We start from the raw sequence: 690 nt of genomic DNA, 5'->3' as shown, positions 1-690 counted from the left end.
GGCGACCCGACCATCGCCTGGACGGCGGAAGCCTTCCGCGCGGTGGCGCGCCTGCGCGACCCGCGCGTGCCACCCCGCATCGCGACCCCGACGCTGATCGTGGCGGCCGGCGCCGACCCGGTCTGCGGCACACCGGCGGCCCAGCGCTTCGCCGCGCGGCTCAAGGCCGGCCACATCCTGGTGCTGCCTGACGCCCGCCACGAGATCCTCTCCGAACGCGACGCGATCCGGGAGGATTTCTGGGCGGCGTTCGACGCGTTCGTGCCGGGCTCGCCGGTGCGGGCGGTGGAGGATAGGCGGTTGGCGACGGCGTGAGTCCTTCTCAAGCCTCGACGCGCGCGCTCGCCAGGATCGCCACGCCGCAGGCGATGACGGCGATGCCGGCGATCATCGGTAGCGTCACCGGTTCGCCGAACAGAAGCGCACCGCCGATCGCGGCGCCGACCATGCCGACGCCGGCCCAGATCGCGTAGACGATTCCGATCGGCAGCATGTCCATGCTCGAGGACATCAGCCAGAGAGCCGTGCCGTAGCCGAGGGCGACGATCAGGGTGGGGATCGGCCGGGTCAGGCCGTCGGCGGCCTTCAGCGCGAGGGTCGCGGAAATCTCGGCGCCGATCGCGACGGCCAGCGTCAGGTACGGGCTCATGCGCTGGCCGCCAGCGCGTCGCCGGCGGCGCGGGCCTCGGG

Annotated in this window: 2 protein-coding genes; one reads left to right on the top strand and one right to left on the bottom strand. The window is 73.5% G+C overall.

Translation table 11 applies throughout. From position 1 onward, the window contains the following. Positions 1–315: alpha/beta hydrolase (locus FV222_RS28375; RefSeq protein ID WP_187277531.1), on the top strand; the 315-nt coding region annotated here is incomplete at its 5' end. Between the two features lie 7 nt (positions 316–322). Here the strand turns inward: FV222_RS28375 and FV222_RS28370 are convergent. Further along, positions 323–690: multidrug efflux SMR transporter (locus tag FV222_RS28370; protein WP_348644954.1), on the bottom strand; the 368-nt coding region annotated here is incomplete at its 5' end.

This window comes from Methylobacterium sp. WL103, assembly GCF_008039885.1.
Taxonomy (GTDB): Bacteria; Pseudomonadota; Alphaproteobacteria; order Rhizobiales; family Beijerinckiaceae; genus Methylobacterium; species Methylobacterium cerastii.
Note: the sequence above shows the minus strand (reverse complement) of the source record. Positions and strands in the feature narration are given on the sequence as shown.